The sequence below is a fragment of the Wansuia hejianensis genome (assembly GCF_014337215.1).
Taxonomy (GTDB): Bacteria; Bacillota; Clostridia; order Lachnospirales; family Lachnospiraceae; genus Scatomonas; species Scatomonas hejianensis.
This window is the reverse complement of record NZ_CP060635.1, coordinates 2650465-2672786: the sequence shown is the minus strand read 5'-3', so window position 1 is coordinate 2672786 and position 22322 is coordinate 2650465. Positions and strand designations below refer to the sequence as shown.

The following is a 22322-nucleotide window of genomic DNA, read 5'->3' as shown; positions in this document are numbered from 1 at the left end:
GGCTGTCCTGACGCGGCGGCCTCTTTTCTGTAAAAGCCTGCGGCGGCCAGATTAGATGTTAGGAGGAGTATATGACAGCGAGAGAGAATTATTTAACAGCGGCCCGCGGAGGAAAGCCGGAGCGGGTTCCGGTATTTCCGGGAGACTGTAATGTATTCATGCCGGATTTTTGGATGGAGAGAGATCCGGTGACCGGTGTGGATTTCTGTAATATAAAGTGGGTAAAAAATGATGTGGGAGAAATGCCCATGCCAGGCTGGAAAGCGATGGAAGAGCCGTCTCAGTGGCGCGATGTGGTGAAATTCCCGGACCCGTCCCAGATGGACTGGGAAGGCATGTCCAGGCGGTTTGAGGAAAGCAAAGATCCCGACAAGGTGAACATCGCCATGCTGAACACCAACGGCATATTTCTGATCCCGGTAAACATGATGGGCTGGGAGGACGCCCTGTGTGCGGTCTGCGAGGAGCCGGAGGAAATGGAAGCATTTGCGTCTGCTATAGCAGATTTTCTTGTGGAAGTCGCAGGCTATATCGGTAAATGGATCCATCCGGATATTGTATTCACCGGTGATGATTTTGCGGCAGCAGGCGGTCCTTTTCTGGCGAAGGAGGTTTTCCGCACACTCTATAAACCGCATCTGAAGAGGATTAACGACGCGATTCACAGCATCGGGGCATTGGCGGAATTCCACTGTTGCGGGAACTGTCAGTTTCTGATCCGGGAATTCCTGGACTGTGGAGCGGATATCTGTCAGCTTCCGGAGCCCAATGACCAGCTTCTGGCGGATAAGAGGGAGCTGGGGAACCGTCTGGTCCTCACCGGAGGCTGGGACCGTCACGGGCCTGGCTGCGCGCCCTTCGCTTCAGAGGAAACCGTGCGCGAATCAGTGAGAACGGCCATTGATACCTATGGGAAAGACGGCGCACTGATCTTCTGGGACGGCGGAATATGCGGGACCAGTGAGGACTCTCAGAACAAAATACGCTGGGTATTAGACGAAGTAGAAAAATACGGAGGCAATTATTATAAAAGCCCCGGACGGCAGCCGGGCTGAGGGCCTATTTATATGGGCCAGGCAGCCGGCTTTTCGGCCTGAGCATGATTCCGGATGAATGAGCGCAATATTCTTCGGAATCAGGTGTTATAGAGTATGGAGGTTACTATGGGAAATAAAGGACAAAAACAGGAAGGGCGGCTGTCTGCTTTTCAATACACCGCCTATGCATTCGGAGACCTGGGCTATCAGATGGTGTATTACTGGGTGGTATCCTTTACTATGATTTATTGTACTGATGTGTTCGGCCTGTCGGCGGCAGCCGTATCTGTCGTCATGCTGATCGCCAGGCTGTATGATGCGGTAAATAACCCGTTTCTGGGTTCCATGATTGATAAAACTAAAAGTAAGATGGGCAGATACCGTCCCTGGATACTGATTGGAGGAATTGGCCTGGCTATCAGCACCTGCCTGCTGTTCTGGGCTCATCCCGACTGGCCGGCGGGGGCGAAGAATTTCTATGTGGGAGCTATGTACATACTGGTTGCAACGTTTGCCACAATTTTCTATATGGCCTATATGGCTCTGAATGGCTGTATATCCGCCGATCCGATGGTGCGTGCCCGCGCTTCCAGCTACCGGGTAGTGCTGAATAACTTCGGGATTTTCATACTCGCGTTTCTGGCTCCGGCGGCGCTGTCCTATTTTGGGAAGGGTTCAGCGAACAACAGCTACCTGTTCAGCATCCTGATCTGTTCTGTAATTGGAATTCCCTGCATCCTGATGACGGCCTTCGGCACGAAAGAAGTCATCCAGCCCACCGCCACCCAGGAAAAGATTTCTATGAAATCACAGCTGCATGCGCTGAAAAACAATAAGCCCATGATACTGATCTTCGTGGCGATGACCACCCACGGAATTTCCATGAATGCCCGGCTCGCCATGGCCACCTTTTACTGTACTTATTTCGCGGGTGGACTTTCGACCTTTACGGTGTATAATAGTATCAACTCTATCATGGCGATGGTGGGGGCGTTTACGGCTCCCTTTGTCTACCGGCTGTTCAGGGACAAGGGGAAGGCGGCGAGATATATTATGTATGCCAGCGCGGCGGCGATGGCGGCGCAATATTTCTTCCCGGCTCCGGGAATCGCTTTCTATGGCCTGACCTTTGTCAGCGGCTATGGGCTGGGAGCATTTTCCACGCTGGCTTTCAGCATGATTCCGGACGCTTCGGACTATACTCAGTATAAGCATAATATCCGGATTGACGGGTTCCTGGCAGCATTCGCAACCTTTGGATTCGAGGCGGGCGGCGCGATCGCCACAACGCTGGTCGGCTTTGCCCTGGATGCTTTCGGTTATGTGCCGAATGCTGTCCAGACTCCTGGAGTGCTGAATCTGATGAACATTCTGATGACCTTCGGACCTGCACTGATGACGCTTACGGCGGGGCTGTTCCTGATCCGGTATAAGCTGAATGACAAGCTTCATAAGGAAATTATGGGGGAATTGGGGAAGGCAGTGTGACAGCCTATGAGGCATGTAGACTTCTATGATTTTAATTTTTCACAGATACAAATGTTCCTGACGCTGGCGGATACGCTGAGTTACACCAAGACGGCTGAAATCTTTGGCGTAACTCAGCCCACCATCAGCCGGAATATCTATAAGCTTGAGGTTTCCCTGGGGCTGCAGCTGTTCATCCGAGATACGTCAAAGGTGATCCTGACGCCTGCGGGGAAGAGCCTCTATGAAGACATGGTAAAGCTCGTTCACGGGATCACAGCCGCCTTTCAGAAAGCAGGCACGATCCAGACCGGCAAAAAGGACGTGGTGATCGTGGCTGCGTCCAGCTTCTGGGACCCGACCGCATGGCTGTATCCCAGCATTGATTATTTCCATGAAAAACATCCGAATATCGACGTGGAGCTGATCTGTCCCAAGGCAAAGGAAGGCCAGTCTAAGCTGATGAACTATGAATGTGATGTGGTCCTGAACACAGAATACGAAGAAAAATTCTACGCGGACAAACCGGAAATGGTCAACCAGGTCATCATCCGGGCTCCCTTCGCCGTAACAATGCTGAAAAGCAACCCTCTGAGCAGCAGAAAAAGCGTCAGCCTGGAAGATATCAAGTCCCTGAAGCTCCTGATGCCTGGAGAGAACGTGGCGCCCTCTTTTGTGGACGCGGTGCTGTCCATGTACCGGAAGGCGGGGATCAAGCCCCTGGTGGATTCCTATGTCAACAGCGCCGATGAACTCTATTACCGGCTGAGGACCAACGAGGAGGTATATATCGCGGACAAATACAGCCGTGACCGCCTGGACAGCCGGATGGTGCTGGTGGACCTGGAGAATTCCAGGAACGATATTCTTCTCAAATATCGCAGAGACGACATGCCGGATGCGGGAAGCCTGCTGTTCGTAAACGCGATCAGGGAGTGGCTGGAAAAAAATCTTAATTAGCCGTTGAGCAGCATCTGGTCCAGAAGCAGCATGGATACTTGCAGGAACAGCCTGTTGTATGCTGTGGAGATATCGATGTGGAACAGCTGGTTGATCTTATTCAGGCGGTACATCAGGGTAGTCCGGTGGACGAAGAGACGGGAAGCGGTTACTACCGGCTGCATGTTGTTTTCCAGGTAGGTTTTAAGGGTCAGGTAGTATTCGGTGTTGTTCTCCTGGTCATACTGATACATCTTCAGAATCTCCGGGGAGCAGATCATCTCTGTGGGAAGTTCGCTGACCAGAAGCTCCAGCTGGTAGCGGTTGGAAATATCATTAAAATGATGAATCCAGCGTTCCGGGAAGTAGCGCTGGCCCAGGCTCAGAGCGATGCTGGCCTGCTTCTCCAGGAGCTGAAAGCTCAGGTGAAAGCCCTCATAAGATTTGCTGATACCTGCCTTTAGGTTGCTGTCACGGACCAGTTCTGTGTAAGAGTGGACCACGTCCCGAAGAGTATTCCGGTTCAGATCCAGATTGACGAACATGACGATCTGGTTGCTGTGCTCCACCACGCAGGACGCCGGCACCTGGTTTTCCAGACGGCGGCAGATGGAGGCGATCGTATGGTTCTGGACATCTATGGGATCGGCCAGAAATACAGAACAGAAATAGTGGTGATTGTTCTGCCAGCCGAAGGCGGCCATTGACTGTCGGATATATGAATCCTCTGTGACGTCGCCCTTCAGGATGCGCCCGATCAGCTGATTCAGGCTGTAGGTTTCCCCCTCCAGCCGACCGTACTGTTCATGGGACAGAATCGTCTGGATGTAAGGGGTCAGGTGCTGTAAAATCTGCAGGTCACGCCTGTGGAAGTCTTCCAGAGCTCCCATGATGACGATGCGTCCAATAAATTTCCCATGGTTAAACAGGTTCTGGTACAGGGATTTGGTACCGCTGACTGTTTCCGGAAAAAAGGCCGGTTTGGTCTGGGAAAAGGTGGACTTAAACTCCCTGTCCAGCTGAAAGGCATTGTAAGTCTCTTTGTTGCGGTCGCGGTCGATCAGATAGCCGATGTCCGGATTAGAATCTATAATGCTGGAATAGGAAATGATCTCAAAGGCAGGGTTATGCACCATAATAGGATTGGGTGTCACCTTCTGAGTGCAGTCCAGCAGCTCTGTGATCTGCCCGTTCCTGTTTAATATGGAAGAGAGCTCCTTGTCCCATTCATCATACAGTGTAAAAATCTGATGAAGGGCATTGGCCATACGGCTGAAGGAGGTCCCTTTTTTAAATGTCAGAACCAGGTCGCAGGCTCCGGCCCAGCCGCGCAGGGAGTCTCCGATGGTGACCAGGATACAGTGGGTCTGTACGGCCGAAGCCGGTTCCGGGATACACTGTTCTACCAGGTAAACAGACCCGTCTGAGGGGACGGTGGATTCCTCCCAGAAAACGGGCCGTGTGTAGGTCAGGGCTTTGGTGATCTTGCCAGCCGCCGAAAAGGTAAAATCATCTTTTAAATATTCTACAATTATTTCGCTGCTTAACTTCATGGATATTCCCGTGCTTTCCGTTAGATTTTGTGTCTTATTTTAATATACCGTATCGGCAGGCAGGCTGTCAAATATTCCTATTTTTTCCCTTTTTAAAATGTATTTTCCTGTTCATTATTGACAATAATGGTCGAATATTGTACGATTTAACATAAAGCGGCTGGCGGACGGCCATGCTGTGATTTTGAGGGAGGTTCTTATCCATGAAGAATAAGAAAAAAGGAATTGCCATAGCCATAGCTATGGCCTGCGTGGGCGTTTTTCTGATTGTTGCGGCCAACATGACGACTGCTGAAAGCGTCCAGTCATCTTTTTGGGCGCTTGTGCCGCCGATTATCGCCATTGCCCTGGCGCTGATCACGAAAGAGGTGTACAGTTCTCTGTTCATCGGCATATTGGTAGGTGCGCTTCTGTATTCCGGGTTTAACTTTGAGGGAACAATTACTCATGTATTCCAGGATGGAATCATCAGCGTACTGTCAGATAGCTGGAATGTGGGCATCCTGATCTTCCTGGTCATCCTGGGAACGATGGTGTCACTGATGAATAAGGCGGGAGGTTCGGCAGCCTTCGGGCGGTGGGCGTCCACGAAGATCAAGAGCAGAGTCGGCGCGCAGCTTGCCACAATTGCGCTGGGTGTCCTGATCTTTATTGATGATTATTTCAACTGTCTGACTGTGGGAAGCGTCATGCGCCCTGTTACGGACAAGCACCAGGTGTCGAGGGCGAAGCTGGCTTACCTGATTGATGCGACTGCCGCGCCGGTCTGCATCATCGCCCCCATTTCTTCCTGGGCGGCGGCAGTGTCAGGCTTTGTGGAGGGAGAGGACGGGCTTTCTCTGTTCATCAATGCCATCCCGTTTAATTTCTATGCGTTGCTGACAATCGTCATGATGGTAGGGTTGGTCCTCATGAAAGCTGATTTTGGCCCTATGGGCGTCCATGAGAGGAACGCCATGAAGGGAGATCTGTATACGACTCCAGACCGTCCCTATGAGGGAACAGGCTCAGAGCAGATAAGCAGCAAGGGAAAAGTTATAGATCTGTTGCTGCCGATCATAACATTAATTATCTGCTGTGTAATTGGCATGCTGTATACCGGCGGCTTTTTCTCAGGCGCAGGCTTTGTGGAAGCCTTTGCAGGAAGCGATGCCTCTGTGGGGCTGGTTCTTGGTTCGTTCTTCGCGCTGGTGATCACTCTGGTGTTCTACATGGTGCGCCGGGTTATGAGCTTTAATGACTGCATGGGATGTATACCTGAAGGCTTCAAGGCTATGGTTCCGGCCATTCTGATTCTGACCTTTGCGTGGAGCCTGAAAGCGATGACCGACAGCCTGGGCGCCGCGGAATATGTGGCTGGCGTTGTGAGAGCTTCGGCGGGCGGATTTATGAACTTCCTTCCGGCGATCATTTTCCTGATTGCCTGCGGGCTGGCATTTGCCACCGGAACGTCCTGGGGGACTTTCGGGATACTGATCCCCATCGTTGTTGCGGCATTCCAGCAGAGCAGCTATCAGATGATGATTATCTCCATCTCCGCCTGCATGGCAGGGGCTGTATGCGGCGACCATTGCTCACCTATTTCGGATACGACCATTATGGCGTCGGCAGGCGCGCAGTGCAACCATGTAAACCATGTGTCAACACAGCTGCCCTATGCAGTTCTGGTGGCGCTGATCTCTTTCGTCACATATATTGTTGCAGGGTTTACCAAGAGTGCCTTGATCTCTCTGCCGTTTGGGATTATACTGACGTTAGCAGTCCTGTTCCTGTTCCGGCTGCTGGCGAAGCATAAAATAAACCGGCCGGCGGAAGCGGGGAAATAAAATCTTATGAAATGAGACTTTAAAATGATTGGTATTGGAATTGATACAGGCGGTACTTATACGGATGCAGTCGTGTACGATATGGACAGGAAGAAGATCCTTTGCTCGGGAAAAGCCCTGACGACCAAATCTGAGCTTGAGAAAGGCATAACTGAAGCGCTGGATATGCTGGAGCCCGATTATGTGAAGAAAGCGGAGCTGCTGGCGCTGTCTACCACACTGGCTACTAATGCCTGTCTGGAGGACAAGGGGAGCCGGGCGAAGCTTTTAATGATCGGGATGAATCCCGAAGCGATGGGGAATCTGGAAGCTGTCTATGCCTCTTATGGATTTCATGATCTGAGCCAGCTCGTTTTCATTGACGGCAAGCCGGAGCACATCTTCCAGGAGCCTGAGGAGCCGGACTGGGAAGCTCTGAAACGCCGGATTCCGAAAGAATTCCGCAACTGTGCGGCTGCAGGCGTAGTTCAGATTTACCCCCAGGCGGACGGCGGGAAGCTGGAGAAGAAGGCAAAGGCCATATTAGAAGACCAGATAAAGATACCGGTGACCACGGCTTATGATATGTTTGATGAGCTGGACGTTCTGAAAAGAGGGGCGGGGACGCTTCTGAACGCCCGTCTGATACCGCTGATCGCGGAATTCCTGGCGGCTGTAAAGCATGTCATGAAAGACCGCGGCCTGGATATTCCAATTGCCATCATGCGAAGTGACGGTAGCCTGATGTCGGAAGGCATGGCTAAGGATTATCCGGTGGAAACTTTGTTGTCCGGACCGGCCGCCAGCGTGGTCGGCGGCAGCGTTATGGCGAAGACGTCAGACGCGGTAATTGTGGATATGGGAGGCACCACGACGGATGTTGCCCTGATACGCGGCCGTCAGCCTGTGACGGCGGAAAAAGGAATCTCTATTGGTAAGTGGAGAACGACAGTACATGGCCTGTATGTGGATACGTTCCTCCTGGGAGGGGACAGCGCCGTAAGGTTCAATGACAAGGGGATGTTTCTGGATCTGAGGAGGGTGATTCCGATCTCACTTCTGGCCCAAAGGCATCCGGAAGTGACAGTTAAGCTTCGGGGGCTGGCCGAACAGCACAGGAGCCATACGAGAATGCTCAGTGAATTTTATGTGCTTCAGAAGGATATTGGCCGCGGCGAAGGATATACCAGAGAAGAGCGCAGGATCTGTTCGGCTCTCAAAAAAGCCCCGCTGATGGCGGAAGAGCTGGCGGAGAGGCTGGGAACAGATATTTATGGCCTGCGCACAGAACGTCTGGAAGCGGAAGGCGTGCTGATGAGGAGCGGCCTGACTCCCACTGATATGATGGTGGTTAAGGGCGATTTCCCTGTCTATTCACCGGACGCGGCGCTGGCCGCCATAGAATTTCTGGCAGAGAATGTTCCTGAAGAAGCAGAAGAAATTCCGGAAAAGATATACCGTCTGGTTGAGAAAAAGCTTTACTGCAATATAGTGCGCATCTTATTAAAGCAGAAATATCCTGGGAAAGAGAAGGTAATCAATAAAAAGAGCGTTCAGGAATTGATTGAATGGTCTTATGAGGATGCTGTAAACGGCAAAAAAGGCGATTGGATTTCACTGCCTGTCAGATCGGAACTTCCGATCGTAGGGGTTGGAGCGCCTATCCATATTTTTCTGCCGAGAGTCGCAAGGCTGCTGGGCACGGAAGCGATTATCAATGAAAATGCGTCTGTCGCCAATGCCGTTGGCGCGATTGCCAGCCAGATCGTGACGAAGGTCCAGCTTCATGTAAAAGCGGAATATGACGGGGCGGAGCTGAAGGGCTACTCGGTTTATGAGGGAAGCGAGCAGCGGATGTTCGCAGAATATCCGGAAGCCGAGAAGCTGGCATTGAAACTGGCTGAGCAGCAGGTACTGGATAAATCCAGAAGACAGGGAGCATCCGGCAGCCCGCAGGTGAAGATATCAGTGAAGAAACTCAGGCTCACTGAGGATGAAAGTTCAGTATTTTTTGAAAGTATAGTGGAAGCAGTTGCAACAGATCAGTTTCAGATTTCTGCGGGCGGGAGCCGTTCTGCGGACGGGTGCTCATAAGGATTGATGAAAGGCAGAAAAGGTACGGGTATGAGATTCTGTGAGAAAATTTATCTTACTTTATTACCCCCGACAGAAGAAGATCCTAAGAGTGACCGTTTACGGCTCTTGGACGCGTTGGCGGCTCTTAAGTATTCGCCCGTGGAGATTCCGCTTCAGGTCCTTCAGCGACTCCATACATCATGTTTGGAGGGACATTACCAGATTACTGTGACTCTGGTATATCGTGAAAAGGATTGGGTGGCCACAGACGTTGAGCCTGGCGATACCCGGAGTTCCCATTATGGAATTGCTGTAGATTACGGGTCCACCACCATCGTGATGCAGCTGGTCGATCTGAATACAGGCAATGTGGTAGCACAGGACAGTGAAAAGAACGGACAGATTCAATACGGAACAGATATTTTGACGCGCATTACTTATGCGATGGAAGACTCTTCACATACAGAGGATCTGCACCGCGCAACAATAGAAACTTTCCGATTGCTGCTCCGGCGGATGGCACAGGAAACCGGGATTCCGGCAGAGAGCTGCCCGTTGATGATTATTTCCGGCAATACGACTATGATCCATTTTCTGTTACAGTTGGATGCCAGGACGGTATTTTTTGCCCCATATGCTCCGGTTACACTGGCTCCCGGATGGTTTTTCGGCAGCGAGCTGGAGCTTGGCTTTTCAGGGGTAGCCTATATCATTCCGGCGGCGTCTAATTATATCGGCGGCGATATAGTCAGCGGCCTTTTGAACCTGGATTTTTGCCGGGACGACGAAGTAAAATTATTCTTTGATATAGGTACAAACGGGGAACTGGTGATTGGCAGCCGCGAATGGCTGCTGGCCGGCGCCGGCGCCGCCGGGCCCGCTCTGGAGGGATATATCAGCCGTTATGGCGTCCGCGCCCAAAACGGCGCCATAGATACTGTGCATATCCAGGACGGAAAGCTTTCTTTCACAACGATTGGCAATCAGAAGCCTGTGGGGATCTGTGGTTCAGGCATTATTGATCTGCTGGCGCAGATGAGAATCCAGGGATGGATCAATATCGCCGGAACATTTAATCCAGATGCTTCTTCACGGATCACTTATCTGCCGGAAGAAGATCAGTATGCCGTTATCTATGCCGATGCCGGGGAATCGGCGCTGGGAGAACCGCTGTATTTTTCTCAGATGGATATCAGCCAGTATCTTGACACGAAAGCGGCCGCCCATACTATGATTGACTGCATTCTGGAATATGCAGGGTGCAGCGGATCAGAGATCGCCCGCTGTTATCTGTCGGGGGCTTTTGCGGCACATTCAAACCTGGAGTCTGCCATAACTATCGGGGTATTCCCCGATCTGCCCCGTGAGAGATACGTCTGCATTGCCAACGCTTCGTTGGATGGCGCCCGCGCCCTGCTGCTGGACCGCAGCCGTCTGAAAGACATCCGTTATTTTACAGAAACGCTGTATTGTGTACAGTTTGCTTCCATACCGGATTTTATAATCCGCATGCAGGCGGCAAAATTTATTCCGCATACGGATATGAAGAGGTATCCGTCCGTTATGAAAAGGCTTGGCAAAAATGAATAGATATATTTCGGAATAGATCAGATATCCTGTCCTGATTTGAACTGGAGGAACAGACAGAGATTCATTGTCATCTGTTTTCAGAAGGAAAATTTTTTCAATTAACAGAATAAGTCCCCTCTATTTTACAAATACTATAGGCATGAATGATAGGTTAGTTAAAATGGAGGGACTTTTTATGAAGGCAACAGGGATTGTACGTAGAATAGATGACCTGGGAAGGGTGGTGATTCCTAAGGAGATCCGGCGAACCATGCGGATACGGGAAGGTGAGCCCATGGAGATATTTACCGGGAGAGAGGGCGAAATCATATTGAAAAAATATTCGCCTATCGGGGAGCTGGGGGTATTCGCAAGGGAATATGCCCAGTCTCTGTCTCAAGTCAGCGGCCATCTGGTGTGTATTTCCGATCATGACCAGATCATAGCGGCCTGCGGGCCGGACCAGAAAGAATATCAGGGTAAAAATATCAGCACAGAGCTGGAACAAGCTATCACAGACCGGGAAAGCATCAGCGCGGGGAGGAATGAAAGAGGATTTATCCCGGTGGCAGAAGGTGACAAGCTGGAAAGTTCATCCCAGGTAGTCGTGCCCATCATCAGCGCAGGAGACGCCATTGGATCGGTGGTGCTGCTGGGGAAAACAACCGGGAATAAAATGGGAGAAGCGGAGCAAAAGCTGGCCATGGCGGCTTCACTGTTTCTCGGGAAGCAGATGGAGCAATAGAATATGGAATTATCATAAAAGGGCAGAGCCGCAAAGTGGTGTGCTACCCGTCAAGTAGACCATGAAAAAAATATAAATTTTTGTGTTGCCCGGTTTGTGCCGGGCAATATTTTACGCAGCTAATAACCGTTCATGAAATTCAAATGGTGTTAATACATCAAGGCACCTTTGCGGGCGGTCATTTATGTAATAGTCTATATATGCTGTTATCGCTTGTACAAGTTCCTTTCTGGTATGGATACTTCCTCCCATAATACATTTCACGTTTTAGAATCCCCCAGAATCCTTCCATAGGTCCATTATCCGTACAGTGCGCCACTCGGGACATGCTCTGTATCATTCCCGCGTCTATCAGCTTTTGGTAAAATACACGGGAGGTATATTGGAATCCCCGATCACTATGAATGATTGGATGAGCTCCCGGATTGTTCTTTACTGCCTGGTCGAATGTATCAAATACCAGTTGATTGTTATTGTGAGCACTTAACACATATGCAACTGGACGATGATCACATAAGTCCAGAATCACACTCAGGTATAGCTTATGGATATGGTCAAAGGAAGTGCCATACTTAAACTCTGTTACATCAGTTATCCATTTCTTGTTCAGACTATCTGCATGAAAGTCTCTGTTTAAAATATTTTCTGCTATAAAAGCTGGATTTTTCGATGGTCTGGTACAGCCGTCATAACGATATTTCAAGTTTGACCTTATCTGCTGCTTCCTGCATATACGTAGAATCCTCTTATCATTTACTTTGATGCCATGATCGTGACGGAGTTTGTCATTCAATCTCCGATATCCCATGTCAGGATGTTCTTGATGAATTGCTTCCAACCGGTCGGAAATCTGTTTGTTCAGCCGGTCATTTGCTGTTTCTATATGGTTCAGCCATTTGTAGTAAGCCGCTCTTGTAATGCCGACAAGTTTACATAAGGAGCGGCTCGGGTAATGGTGTTCTCCATGTTCCTCTTTAATCACCTGATAAATGTGTTTCTTCCTTTGCCGGCTCAGCCCCGCCTCCTTTCGATTTCTGCAAGTTTTTTTAGGAAGTCCGCCTCCATTGTGCGTGTTCTTTTTCTGCCCGCAAAATCCGGTTTTCTGCCCGCAGCTTTTCGAGTTCTGACATTTCCGCTTCTGGTTTTCGTTTTCCACGTCTGTCACGAAGAGCCTCCACTCCCTGCTTCTCGTATTTTATAGTATAATTACGTACCTGTTGGTAAGAAATCTCAAACTGTTCTGATGTCTTGGCATAATTATGGTTATGGGCGATGCAGTATTGCACGATTTCGACTCGTTCATCGAAGGTGGTTTTTCTTCCTTTGGTCATGATAGCATTCCCTCCTGTTCCGGAAGCTTTCAGCGTTTCATGTCCATTTTACTTCAAAACCCACTGTCTGATCGTATTTTCGGAAGGGATGTTATAGGTGACCGCCAGTTCCCTGTAAGATCCTTCTCCGTTTAGATATGTTTCAACAACATATTTTTTAAAGGAGGCTGGATAGGCTTGATTGTGCCCGGTTCTTATGAAAGCGGATTCACCGAATGTTTTGTACTTGTTAACCCATCTTCTAAAAACGGTTTTACCCACTCCAAGTTCGCTGGCGTGTGACAGATAGGATCCGCTTCCTGAAATGTAATCTTTTACAGCCCGCAGCTTCACTTCTGGTAATATTCCTCTGGGCATAATAAAACTCCCCTCCAGATAAACAGTTTTATTAATTCATCTGTCTGCCTAAAGGGGAGCATAGCAGAGGCGCTGCCCTTTTATTGATTGTTTTTACAAATGATTCTGTAATTATTAATTCTGCACAAAAATACCATGAAAAAATGTCAGCTATTGACAAAATGACAAAAAATGGATGAAAAACAATTGACAAATCAAAGCAATTAGATTATCGTATAAATATGATATTTGATATTGTATACAATATCAAATCGTGACACAGTAAACGCTACTATTTATCCAAGGAGGAGAAGGAATGAAGAAAAAAGTGGCATGTCTATTGGCAATTATGTTGTCAGCGTCAACATTGTTTGGCTGTGCATCGGAAAATGGGGGTTCTGATGCGAAATCTACGGGAACGTCTGCTGCATCAGGCGTATCATCCGCGTCATCATCATCCGGTGCATCGTCCGGGTCTGACAGTACAGAAGGTACATCTGCCAGTTCAAAGTCTGACAGCGCCGCGGCGGGACAGACTGGTACAGGCACTGAAGTTGAGCTTCCCACCACAGGAATCGGAACTCAGATCACGACGGAGCTGAAGGCCAAAGAAGGATACAAGATCGCCTGTATTGTGAAGAATTCCACGAATCCGTATATGGTTGGCTGCATTAACGGTGTAAAAAAGGCGGCTGAAGACATGGGGTTTGAAGCTATCACTATGGCGCCTTCCACAAATGATTCCGTGGAAGAGCAGGTAAAAATCATGGAAGACCTGATTGAAACGGGAGTGGACGGGTTCGTTCTGGTCCCCGTGGACAGCAATGGCATCATGCCGGGTGTGCGGAAGGCAGAAGAAGCCGGAATACCGGTGGTCTGCATTGGAACTCCCGCAGCCGAGGAAACATTTCTGAGAACAGGAGTTGACTATACGGAGACAGGACGGGTTATTGCCAAAAGAGTTGCGGAGCAATTAGAAGGCAAAGGTAAAGTCATCATTCTTGAGGGGCCTCCCGGAGCGCAGAATGCCATCGAACGTCTGAACGGTATCAATGAAGTGCTGGACCAGTATCCGGATATCGAAGTGGTTGCTTCCCAGACTGCCAACTTCAAGAGAACGGAAGGCATGAACGTAACTGAAAACCTGATCCAGAAATATAAGGATATCAGCGCGGTCATCGCCTGCAACGATGAGTCTGCGCTGGGAGCATACCAGGCGATTAAGGCAGCGGGTATGGAAAATGTCCTGATTGCAGGTTTTGACGGTAATCAGGATGGCAGCGCGGCGATTCAGAGCGGTGAATTATTTGCCTCTTACAATACAGACCCGTTTGGCTCCTGTTACGTTGCGAGCGCATATCTGGTCCGCTATTTGAACGATGGTACAGAGCCGGAGCAGTATTTCATTCCTTTCCCGTCTGAGCGCGACGACCCGGTTATTACCAGTGAAAACGTGGACAATTATATTGAAAATATTGCATGGTGGAAATGAGCTGAAGCTGTGCCGGGGCTGCCGCATGGAGTAAACAGCACATCCATGCGGCGGCGCCCTCCAAAAGGGCGGAGGATTTTATGGGAATTGTATTGGAAGCAAAAGGAATATCAAAATATTTTCCTGCCATGAAAGCGCTGGATCATATTGACTTTGACCTGCGGGCGGGAGAGGTGCACATCCTGCTGGGGGAGAACGGGGCCGGCAAGAGCACCCTGGCGAAGTGCCTTCTGGGAGCCTATGTCCCGGAAGAGGGGGAAATTTTCCTGAAGGGGGAAAAGCTTCATCTGAACTCGGCGAAGGACGCGCTGGAAAAGGGGATTGCGGCCGTCTATCAGGAGTTCACCCTGGTGCCCTATCTCACGGTTGCTCAGAACATCTTCCTGAACAGGGAGTTCAAGAATAAACTGGGTCTGATTGATCACAGGGCGATGGAACATAAAGCGAAGGAATATTTGCATACCCTGAACTGCGATTACATCAATGTGAAGTCTGTAGTTAAAAAACTGTCTGTGGCTGAGCAGCAGATGGTTGAGATCGCGAAAGCATTATCGTTTAATCCGAAAATAATTGTTTTTGATGAACCGACAGCAACACTCTCAGAGAGGGAGATTGATTCACTGTTCGTTCAAATACATAAATTAAAAGCAGAGGGGATCGGGATTATCTATGTGTCTCACCGGATGCAGGAATTCAGCCAGATCGGAGACAGGATCACCGTGCTTAGGGACGGCAGGAAGATTTCCACAGTGGATGTGGGTGAGAAAACAGATGAGGATCTGGTCAAAATGATGGTAGGCCGGGACGTGACCTCTGTGTATGTGCGCAACCAGAATCAGCCGGCAGAGGAAGTGCTGGAGACAGAAGACCTGTGCGACAGGTCCGGAAGGGTAAAGGGCGTCACGATCAGCGTTAGAAAGGGAGAGATTGTAGGCCTGGCCGGGCTGGTAGGTGCCGGAAGAACAGAGACGGCCCGACTGATCTTCGGCATTGACCCTGTTAAATCAGGGCGGTTAAAGGTAAAGGGACAGGAAATTAACGGCAGGAATACGCCGCTGCGCATGGTAAGGATGGGGATGGGCATGGTCTGCGAGGACAGGAAGCAGCAGGGACTGGCCCTGAAAGATTCCGTGGCATGGAACATCATGGCTGTCAGCCTGAAGCGCTATTTCCCAAAGGGGATCATCAACAACAAAAAAATGATAGAAATATGCAAAGATTACCGGAAAAGCCTGAGGATCGCCACTCCGAATGTCTACAAACAATGTAAATACTTAAGCGGCGGCAATCAGCAGAAGGTGGTGCTGGCAAAATGGCTGAGCAATCAGCCGGAGATCCTGATCTTTGACGAGCCTACCAGAGGGATTGATATCGGCGCGAAGATGGAGATTTACACGCTGATGGACAGACTGGCAGGAGAAGGAAAGGCCATCCTGCTGATTTCCTCCGAGCTTCCGGAAATCATCGGGATGAGCGACAGAATCTATGTGATGGCGGAAGGAAGCATCACGGCTGAATGCGTCCGCGGTGAAGAGAACTTTAACCAGGAATCCATCGGGGCCATGATGCTGGGAATATCCGCAGGCCGTCCTGCGGCCTGCGTTTCTGCGGACGGAGAGGATGCCGGCGCTGCCTTTCAGGAGTCAGGAGGCGTGAATGGAGAAAAATAATAAGAAATGGAAAGGGTTTCTGGGCAGTGTTCCGCCGATTGTCTGGATGATGATTATTATGCTGGTTCTGTTTTCAGCGGCGGCGGATAATTACCTGTCCGCGCAGAACCTGATGAATATTCTGCGGCAGTCGGTCCCGCTTCTGATTTTGGCTATCGGGCAGACGATGATTGTACTGACCGGTGGGACAGATCTTTCTTTGGGCGCCCAGGTGAGCTTTGTGACAGTCATGTGGATCCTGTTGGCCCAGGCGGGCATGAATATCTATCTGGCGGCGCCCGTAGCCGTGTGTTTTGCGTTGCTGATCGGAGTGGCCAACGGGCTTCTGGTGTCCAAGGGAAAGGTGCCGGCGTTCATCGCCACCTTCGGTATGCAGAATATCGTCAACAGCATCGCGCTGGTGCTGACGCTGGGATCGTCTATTTATTTTTCGCACCATGTGTTCCGGAACGTCTATGAAAGTGAGTTTCTCATGATTCCCACGCCGATCTGGATCGCTGTGGCGGTTTTCGCAGGCTCCTGGATTCTGCTGTACCGGACTCAGTTCGGAACCAACATCTTCGGCCTGGGCGGAAATGCGGAGGCCCTGAGCCTGGCAGGGGTAAATACTACGAAATACTATGTGAAAACCTATGCGTTTGCTGGCCTACTGGCCGGAATAGCAGGCCTGATCACCGCCTGCCGGGTAGAGTCAGGACAGCCTACCGTAGGTTCCGGCTGGGAGTTTGAGGCTGTGGCTGCGACGATCCTGGGCGGTACGTCACTGAACGAGGGCAGAGGCGGAATCGGCGGGACGGTACTGGGCGTGCTGTTCCTGAATATGCTGCGGAACGGGCTGAACATATCAGGCGTCTCTGCCATGTACCAGAACGCCATCATCGGAATCATCGTACTGGGCGCCATTGTCATGGATGCTCTGATGCGAAAAGGCCGCAGCTGAAGGAGGAATGAGCATGAAGGAACAATGGAACCGAATGAAAAGCAGCAAATCATTTTTCTGCCTTCTCAGCATTCTTTTTCTGGTGCTGGTTGCGTCCGTCATGAGTCCGAGCTTCCGGACGCTGGATAATTTTGCGACGATCATCCGTCAGTCCAGCACGCTGATTGTCCTGAGCACCGGCTTGACGGCGGTGCTGCTGACAGGCGGCATTGACCTGTCGGTGGGTTCTACCGCGGCTTTCGCCGGCTGCCTGTGCGCCCAGCTTCTGAAGATGGGGGTGCCGGCGGGTCTGATTTTCCCGGTAGGTCTGGGGGTTGGGCTTGTCATAGGGCTTCTGAACGGATTTCTCGTGGCGGTCATCAAGCTGCCTCCGTTTATCGCTACCTATGCCACAAACTGGGTGCTGAAAGGTTTATCCATCATTGTGATGAGCGGAGCGGTTATCTATGACCTTCCGGCCGGGTTCACGGTATTCGGCACGGGTTATGTGGGGAAAATTCCGATCATCGTAATCTTTGCTCTGGTAATTGTGGCAGCTGTGTATTTTTTCCTGCAGAAAACCACTCTGGGCAGGGATATCTATGCCTATGGCTCCAACAGAGAGGCGGCCAGATATTCCGCGGTCAATACCGGCAGGAGCGTGTATATGGCTTTTGGACTCTGCTCCATGACGGCGGCTGTAGGAGGGCTGCTAATGACAGCCAGGCTTAACGCAGCCGAGGCGGCCATGGGAGATGCATATGGGCTTCAGACTGTGGCGGCTGTGGTAATTGGCGGAACCTCCATGCTGGGAGGAGAAGGGGGTGTGCTGGGCACTCTTTTCGGAGGAATCTTGCTGACAATTATCGTAAATATCATGAATCTGCTGGGAACTTCGTCTCTGGCACAGCCCATGGTTGTGGGAGCCGTGATATTGCTGATGGTGCTGATGGATACCTTCAAGCAGTCGAGAGACGAAAAGTTCAAGAAAAAAGCAGTCGCGAAAACCCAGTAATACTGAGATGGAGGATAGTATGAATTCCAGAGAACGAATAATGGCGGTTCTGGCGGGAGAAAAGCCGGACATGACGCCGATCTTTCCCAAAATCGCTTTTGCAAATGTGCTGGCCTGTGAGGGGATGACGGTGAGAGAATACATGACAGATCCGAAGTGCATGGCTGCAGCCTGCGTCAGCGCCTATAGGAAATTCGGATGGGACGGCGTCGCCCTTCACACAGATATTTCCAGTGAGGGAAAAGCGTTGGGGACCATCTATGAACAGCCGGAAAACACACCGGGAATCCTGAAGGAATATCTTCTGAAGGATTTGAGCGAAACCGACAAGGTGAAGGTTCCAGACCCGTATACGACAGAATCCATGAGAACAGTCGTGGAGGCGGTGAGTCTGGTGAAAAAAGAAATAGGGGATGAGGCTTATATCCTGGGCTGGACCAACGGACCGCTGAACGTGGCGGGACAGGTCTATAACCTGGATGAGCTTCTGGTATCCCTGCTGGAGGAACCGGAGGAGGTTCACCGTCTGTTGGAAAAATGCACAGAAGTATCCTGTGCCTACGCGGCTGCGATGATCGAGGCGGGAGCAGATATGATCGCTTACGGTCATGCCACCGCTTCCCAGAATGTGATATCCAGAGACTGTTATCTGGAATTCGCCCTGCCTTATGAAAAACGGCTGGTGCAGTCAATCCATGAGCATGGGGCGAAGGCTCTGACCCATATCTGCGGAAATATAGAAAATATCGTGGATGCCATCGCTCAGAACGGTTCGGACGTGGTGGATTTCGACCATGTCTGCGATATAGACAGGCTGAGAGAAAGAATGCCGGATAAGATTTACAGGGGAAACATTGATCCCGCGCTGTTTGCCATGGGAACTGAAGGAGAAATACGGGAAGCTGTGAAGCGGCTGCTGGCTCAGAAGGGTGCGGAGGAAAAATTTTTCCTGGGTTCAGGATGTGAAATCAACCTGAATACCCCGGTGGGGAATCTGAAGGCTTTTACAGAAGCCGGAAGGAAATACGGTAAGAAATAAAATTTTATCAATATATGACCATACAGAAGGAGGAACTAATATGTCAATTACGGTCAGACCAATGAACACGGGCTTTGTGCCCACCAATCCTTTTCAGTACCATTATCATTTTTCATGTGCTCCCTATCTGAAGGATGTACCGAATGAGAAGATCCCGCTTCCTGTTTTCACGTTTTTGATTGAAGGGGCAGAGAAGCTTGTGCTTGTAGACACGGGAATGGCATGGACGGAGCGGGCTGATAAATATCACCATCCCGGTTCCTGGCAGGAAGAGGGACAGGACATAGAATCCCAGCTCAAGGCGGCAGGCTATACCCCCGCGGATGTGGATATCGTGCTGTTTACCCATCTGCACTGGGATCACATGTTCTACCTTGACAAATTTATCAACGCCCGTTTCATCTGCCACAAAAGGGAATGGGAATTTGCCAATCATCCTATTCCGCTGTACTACAAATCCTATGAACATCCGGCTCTCGGGGTGGAGGCGCCATTTGCCGGGAAAGATTTTGAGACTGTGGAGGGAGAAACGGAGATCCTGCCGGGCATCCGTGTATTTGAATCCTTCGGCCATTCGCCGGGCCATATGTCCGTAGAAGCGGACACTGAGGAAGGGTCCTATATCTGCGCGGGAGATTCCATTTTCGTCATGGGCAACCTGAATCCGATTCCGGAACTGCATTATAATATCTCTCCTCCGGGCAGATTCTACAATATTGTCGAATCCTGGAAAAGTATTGAATACCAGAAGGCCAGGGCGAAAGATTCTTCGTTCCTGCTGCTGAGCCATGACAAAGCGCTGCTGGACAGAATCAGGGAGACACCGGTACTGGGTAAAAAATGAAGAAAACAATTGTAATTGTATGCAGCTGTGACACAAAATACAGGGAGGCAGCCTTCATACGGGAACGGGTGGAGGCTGAAGGGCTGCAGGCACTGGTGGTGGATGTAGCCACCGGGCCAGGCCCTTCCTATGGATATGATATTCCCAGAGAAGAAGTTGCGGAGGCCGCCGGCACGCGGTGGGAAGAGTTGGAGGGTAAGACCAAGGGGGAAAAGATTGCTTTTATGAGAGGCGCGGTTACCCTGCTGGTTTCACGGCTCTACCGAGAGGGGCAACTGGATGGAATATTAGCTGTGGGAGGCCTGCAGAATACTGAGATGGCCACGGAAGCCATGCGGTCGCTGCCCATAGGGGTTCCTAAGGTCATGGCAACTACTGTCGCCTGTGGAAGGAAGAAATTTGAGGATGTGGTGGGAGAAAAGGATCTTGTGGTGATTCCTTCCATCTGTGATTTTACAGGGCTGAATATGGTGACGGAGCGGATAATCGCGAATGCCTGTTCCTGCTGTGCCGGGATGGTAAAGGCCGGAGCTTGCGCGCTGGAAAAAGGAGAAAAACCGGTAGTAGCCGTGACGCTCATGGGGATTACCAACACCGGAGCCTGTGCGGCTATAGATTATCTGGAAGAACATGGGGTACAGGCGATCGGCTTTCATTCCACGGGAGCGGGAGGGCCAATCATGGAGGATCTGGCCGGAGCAGGGTTTATAGACGGCATTCTGGATATGAGTCTGCATGAGATCACATCCGGGTACTTTGGAGGGGGCTTTTCTTACGGTCCCAGGTCGGAAATACGGCTGACCCAGGCTGTCAGGAACAGGGTTCCGCTGGTAGTCACTCCCGGGGGGCTGGATTTCGTAGACTTTGCACTGGGAGAATTCCCTGACCGTATGGATGAGAGAGTCTATATGATGCACAATCATAAGATGGCTCATATTAAAATCCTGCCGGACGAGGCGCGGAGCATAGCCAGAGAGGTAAAAGACCGGCTGGCGGCTGTGGATTATCCCGTGAGGCTCCTGCTTCCCACAGAGGGAATGAGAGGTAATACGGGGCCGGGAGAAGAATTGTATCAGCCGGAGGTGGACGCGGCCCTGCTGGGGGAATTAAAAATGTTAAAAAATCCCTGGGTGCAAATAAAAGAGATATCCGGAAACCTCAATACAGAAAGCTGGGGAAGGGAAGCGGCCCGGGAAATGCTTGAAGAACTGAAGGAGGCGAAAGCCCGAACGGAGGTGAACAGGTGAGAAAGATAGTGATCGGCTGCGACAATGCGGCCGTAGAGCTGAAGGATACACTGGTGGAATACATGCGGGAAAAAGGAATCAGCGTGGAGGATGTGGGCTGTGAAAGCAGTGAAGATCCTACTTATTATCCCTACATAGCCCGGAAGGTCTGCCAGAAAATCATAGACAGCGGTTATCAGAAACAGGGAGTTCTGATCTGCGGTACGGGGATCGGGATGGCGATGACCGCCAACAAATTCCGGGGAATCCGCGCGGCAGTCTGCCATGACATATTTTCAGCCGAACGGGCAAAGCTGAGCAATAACTCCAATGTAATATGCATGGGAGAGAGGGTTCTTGGAAAGGAACTGGCCAAACGGCTTCTGGATAAGTGGCTGGAGCTGGATTTCAAGGACGGAAGCTCCACTCCGAAGGTAGAGGCTATCATGGAAATAGAAGCGGAGAATCTGAGATGACAAAACGGGGCAAGATCTATCTGGGTACGAACACAAAGATGTATAAAACAATCGCAGAGACAGAGAAATATTTGAAGGAGCTGGAAGAACTGACCAGGGACATTCCGGAGGAAACGGCGGAGCTTTTTGTGATACCTTCCTATACCAGCCTGCCTGCGGCGCGGGAGCTGCTGAAGGGTTCGCATATCAGGCTGGGGGCGCAGAATATGTGCTGGGAGGAGCAGGGACAGTTTACCGGGGAAATTTCTCCTCTGATGCTGAAGGAGCTGGCGATAGATATTGTGGAGATCGGTCATTCTGAACGGCGTCATGTATTCCGGGAGACGGACGAAGAAGAGGGGAAAAAAGTCAGCGCCGCCCTGGAACATGGGTTTACCGCGCTCCTCTGCGTGGGAGAGACGCTGGAGCAAAGGAAGGCAGGGATCAGCGACGAGGTGCTGAGCATACAGCTTAAGATGGGGCTGCAGGGAGTTACGGAACACCGGCGGCTGTGGGTGGCGTACGAGCCTGTCTGGGCCATTGGGGTTAACGGGATACCCGCCGCTGAAGAATACGTCAATGAGAGACACCGGAGGATGAAGCGGGTGCTGGAGGAGCTTTTCGGCAGGGAAAAGGCATCCGTGATACCTGTTCTGTACGGCGGAAGCGTAAATCCAGGCAACGTGGTTCCGCTGATTTCCCAGCCCTGGGTGGATGGATTATTTATTGGCAGGAGTGCCTGGAAGGCAGAAAGCTTTAACAGATTGATACGTATGGTTTTGCAAAGCAGAACAGAGTAAATGG

The 22322-nt window shown here is 50.7% G+C and carries 21 protein-coding genes; 16 read left to right on the top strand and 5 right to left on the bottom strand.

The window, feature by feature from the left end; translation table 11 throughout:
- Positions 1-71 precede the first annotated feature (71 nt).
- The 3 genes from H9Q79_RS12450 to H9Q79_RS12440 all read left to right on the top strand — a co-directional run bounded on the left by H9Q79_RS12450 (position 72) and on the right by H9Q79_RS12440 (position 3464).
- Positions 72-1055 carry a uroporphyrinogen decarboxylase family protein gene (locus H9Q79_RS12450; RefSeq protein WP_118643530.1) on the top strand — a complete coding sequence of 328 codons (984 nt, stop codon included), beginning with the start codon at positions 72-74 and terminating at the stop codon, positions 1053-1055.
- Positions 1056-1163: 108 nt separating this feature from the next.
- A complete protein-coding gene (locus H9Q79_RS12445; protein ID WP_249328413.1) occupies positions 1164-2525 on the top strand; it encodes an MFS transporter in 1362 nt (453 codons plus the stop codon).
- A gap of 6 nt (positions 2526-2531) precedes the next feature.
- Entirely contained in the window at positions 2532-3464 is a 933-nt protein-coding gene (locus tag H9Q79_RS12440; RefSeq protein ID WP_118643534.1) for a LysR family transcriptional regulator, read from the top strand.
- On the opposite strand, the gene H9Q79_RS12435 is transcribed toward H9Q79_RS12440, so the two are convergent.
- The gene (locus H9Q79_RS12435; RefSeq protein ID WP_118643536.1) at positions 3461-4996 is read right to left on the bottom strand and encodes a PucR family transcriptional regulator; all 1536 of its coding nucleotides are present in this window, start codon (positions 4994-4996) and stop codon (positions 3461-3463) included. The genes H9Q79_RS12440 and H9Q79_RS12435 overlap by 4 nt on opposite strands.
- 281 nt (positions 4997-5277) lie before the next feature.
- Between H9Q79_RS12435 and H9Q79_RS12430 the strand changes: the two genes are divergently transcribed.
- From H9Q79_RS12430 to spoVT, 4 genes are all read left to right on the top strand, one after another.
- Positions 5278-6822, top strand: a complete 1545-nt coding sequence (locus H9Q79_RS12430; protein WP_334298980.1) for a Na+/H+ antiporter NhaC family protein — start codon at positions 5278-5280, stop codon at positions 6820-6822.
- 24 nt (positions 6823-6846) lie between these two features.
- On the top strand, positions 6847-8895 hold the full coding sequence (locus tag H9Q79_RS12425; protein ID WP_249328411.1) for a hydantoinase/oxoprolinase family protein: 2049 nt from the start codon (positions 6847-6849) through the stop codon (positions 8893-8895).
- A 30-nt stretch (positions 8896-8925) separates the two neighbouring features.
- Positions 8926-10467: an ASKHA domain-containing protein gene (locus H9Q79_RS12420; protein ID WP_249328410.1), complete on the top strand. Its 1542-nt coding sequence runs from the start codon at positions 8926-8928 to the stop codon at positions 10465-10467.
- Between the two features lie 175 nt (positions 10468-10642).
- The gene (spoVT, locus tag H9Q79_RS12415) at positions 10643-11191 is read left to right on the top strand and encodes a stage V sporulation protein T (protein ID WP_118643548.1); all 549 of its coding nucleotides are present in this window, start codon (positions 10643-10645) and stop codon (positions 11189-11191) included.
- Positions 11192-11302: 111 nt separating this feature from the next.
- Here spoVT and H9Q79_RS18660 read toward each other — a convergent pair whose 3' ends face one another.
- Genes H9Q79_RS18660 through H9Q79_RS12400 form a run of 4 tightly spaced genes read right to left on the bottom strand, consistent with a single transcriptional unit; the run spans position 11303 to position 12879 of the window.
- The gene (locus H9Q79_RS18660; protein WP_408646478.1) at positions 11303-11401 is read right to left on the bottom strand and encodes a hypothetical protein; all 99 of its coding nucleotides are present in this window, start codon (positions 11399-11401) and stop codon (positions 11303-11305) included.
- Positions 11370-12347, bottom strand: a complete 978-nt coding sequence (locus tag H9Q79_RS12410) for an IS3 family transposase (RefSeq protein WP_330597003.1) — start codon at positions 12345-12347, stop codon at positions 11370-11372. Before H9Q79_RS12410 ends, H9Q79_RS18660 begins: the two co-directional genes overlap by 32 nt.
- Positions 12238-12522 (bottom strand): helix-turn-helix domain-containing protein, encoded by a 285-nt coding sequence (locus tag H9Q79_RS12405; RefSeq protein WP_249328408.1) that lies wholly within the window; start codon positions 12520-12522, stop codon positions 12238-12240. Before H9Q79_RS12405 ends, H9Q79_RS12410 begins: the two co-directional genes overlap by 110 nt.
- A gap of 48 nt (positions 12523-12570) precedes the next feature.
- On the bottom strand, positions 12571-12879 hold the full coding sequence (locus H9Q79_RS12400; RefSeq protein WP_249328407.1) for a transposase: 309 nt from the start codon (positions 12877-12879) through the stop codon (positions 12571-12573).
- A 295-nt stretch (positions 12880-13174) separates the two neighbouring features.
- On the opposite strand from H9Q79_RS12400, the gene H9Q79_RS12395 reads away from it, so the two are divergent.
- The 9 genes from H9Q79_RS12395 to H9Q79_RS12355 all read left to right on the top strand — a co-directional run bounded on the left by H9Q79_RS12395 (position 13175) and on the right by H9Q79_RS12355 (position 22318).
- Positions 13175-14350 (top strand): sugar ABC transporter substrate-binding protein, encoded by a 1176-nt coding sequence (locus tag H9Q79_RS12395; RefSeq protein ID WP_249328406.1) that lies wholly within the window; start codon positions 13175-13177, stop codon positions 14348-14350.
- Between the two features lie 80 nt (positions 14351-14430).
- Entirely contained in the window at positions 14431-16020 is a 1590-nt protein-coding gene (locus H9Q79_RS12390; protein ID WP_249328405.1) for a sugar ABC transporter ATP-binding protein, read from the top strand.
- The gene (locus H9Q79_RS12385; protein WP_249328404.1) at positions 16007-16960 is read left to right on the top strand and encodes an ABC transporter permease; all 954 of its coding nucleotides are present in this window, start codon (positions 16007-16009) and stop codon (positions 16958-16960) included. The genes H9Q79_RS12390 and H9Q79_RS12385 overlap by 14 nt, the downstream gene beginning before the upstream one ends.
- Before the next feature lie 13 nt (positions 16961-16973).
- A complete protein-coding gene (locus H9Q79_RS12380) occupies positions 16974-17954 on the top strand; it encodes an ABC transporter permease (protein WP_249328403.1) in 981 nt (326 codons plus the stop codon).
- Between the two features lie 19 nt (positions 17955-17973).
- Positions 17974-18993, top strand: a complete 1020-nt coding sequence (locus tag H9Q79_RS12375) for a uroporphyrinogen decarboxylase family protein (RefSeq protein ID WP_249328402.1) — start codon at positions 17974-17976, stop codon at positions 18991-18993.
- Positions 18994-19033: 40 nt separating this feature from the next.
- Positions 19034-19837 carry an N-acyl homoserine lactonase family protein gene (locus H9Q79_RS12370; protein WP_118648130.1) on the top strand — a complete coding sequence of 268 codons (804 nt, stop codon included), beginning with the start codon at positions 19034-19036 and terminating at the stop codon, positions 19835-19837.
- Complete coding sequence (locus H9Q79_RS12365) at positions 19834-21084, top strand: Tm-1-like ATP-binding domain-containing protein (protein WP_249328401.1); 1251 nt, start codon at positions 19834-19836, stop codon at positions 21082-21084. Before H9Q79_RS12370 ends, H9Q79_RS12365 begins: the two co-directional genes overlap by 4 nt.
- The gene (gene rpiB / locus H9Q79_RS12360; RefSeq protein ID WP_118648126.1) at positions 21081-21539 is read left to right on the top strand and encodes a ribose 5-phosphate isomerase B; all 459 of its coding nucleotides are present in this window, start codon (positions 21081-21083) and stop codon (positions 21537-21539) included. Before H9Q79_RS12365 ends, rpiB begins: the two co-directional genes overlap by 4 nt.
- Positions 21536-22318, top strand: a complete 783-nt coding sequence (locus H9Q79_RS12355; RefSeq protein ID WP_249328400.1) for a triose-phosphate isomerase — start codon at positions 21536-21538, stop codon at positions 22316-22318. The genes rpiB and H9Q79_RS12355 overlap by 4 nt, the downstream gene beginning before the upstream one ends.
- The last annotated feature ends 4 nt before the right edge of the window (positions 22319-22322 follow it).